Origin of the sequence: Pseudomonas saxonica (genome assembly GCF_007858365.1) — a bacterium.
GTDB classification, from domain to species: Bacteria; Pseudomonadota; Gammaproteobacteria; order Pseudomonadales; family Pseudomonadaceae; genus Aquipseudomonas; species Aquipseudomonas saxonica.
Map to the genome: position 1 here is coordinate 1 of NZ_VFIO01000033.1, position 1,309 is coordinate 1,309.

General features: G+C 53.3%; 1 protein-coding gene. It reads left to right on the forward strand.

Features of this window, described 5'->3' with window-relative positions; all coding sequences use genetic code 11:
• The first annotated feature begins 52 nt into the window (after nucleotides 1-52).
• Nucleotides 53-1,278 (forward strand): IS3 family transposase gene (locus tag FJD38_RS24390; protein ID WP_146388039.1). Its coding sequence is split into 2 segments (ribosomal slippage): nucleotides 53-416 and nucleotides 416-1,278, totalling 1,227 coding nucleotides; the frame shifts between segments, so codons are not numbered across the junction.
• The last annotated feature ends 31 nt before the right edge of the window (nucleotides 1,279-1,309 follow it).

Below are 1,309 nucleotides of genomic sequence, written 5' to 3' on the forward strand. Positions count from 1 at the left end.
TGTCCCGTCCTGAATAAGGTTTACACCTTCTGATCTATTTTAGGAGGGCGTAATGGAGACAAGTAAAAGGCGTAGTCAGCGAGACTACACGCTGACCTTTAAATTGTCGGTCGTCGACCAAGTCGAAAAAGGTGAGCTGAGCTATAAAGAGGCTCAGGAGCGCTACGGGATCCAAGGAAAAACGACCGTTCTGACGTGGTTACGCAAGCATGGTCGACAAGATTGGAGCCCCGGCACATACATTGGCTCGCCGAGGATTGGGTCTATGCCCGACAAAAACCGACCACTAACGCCAGAGCAACGCATCAAAGAGCTTGAACAACAGTTGGCGCTGTCCAATCAGAAAGCCCAGTTTTTCGAGGCGGTCGTGGATGTTTTGAAAAATGACTACGGTCTCTCTGTGGTAAAAAAGCGTCCCGGCAAGTCCTCGCGCAAAAACGAATCCAAAACCTGAGCATCAGCAGGGCTTGCCAGTTCATGGGGATAAGCCGACAGGCTTACTACAAACGCAATCGCGCCGATGCAACTCGCCTGGTTCTGGATCAGAAAGTTGCCGACTTCGTTCAGCAAAAACGTCAGCGTCAGCCGCGTCTGGGTACCCGAAAGCTGCACCACTTGTTGCATTGCCAGCCTCAACTTGAGCTGCAAGTGGGGCGAGATCGGCTGTTTTCGATCCTGCGCGAAAGGCGTTTACTGGTGGCTGGCAAGCGGGCGTATCACAAGACGACCGACAGCCATCATCGCTTTCGGCGCCATCCGAACCTACTCAAACCGGGTCCGGATCAGGTTGTTCCAACCGGCCCGGAACAAGTCTGGGTTGCTGACATCACCTATCTGCCCACTCGGGAGGGTGTGGCCTATCTGAGCCTTGTGACGGATGCTTTTTCGCGAAAGATCGTGGGTTACCACGTCCATGAAAGTCTGCACACCGAGTCGGTAGTGCAAGCGTTGCGTCGAGCCGTGAGTCAGCGTCAAACCACGCAGCCGCTGATTCATCACTCGGACAGAGGCAGCCAGTATTGCTCGGGAATGTACCAAGAACTGCATGCGAAACACGGCATCCGATGTTCGATGACGGACGGCTATGACTGCTACCAAAATGCTTTGGCAGAGCGGGTCAACGGGATCTTGAAAACAGAGCTTCTGCTTGAGCGCCCACACGACTTAACGCAGGCGAAGAAGATGGTGAGTGAGTCGATATCGATCTACAACAGCGAGCGTCCGCACCAGTCTTTGAAATACAAAACGCCCGATGCAATGCATCGGGCGTTGGGGTGAAACAGGTGTAAACCTATTTCAGGACTAGACA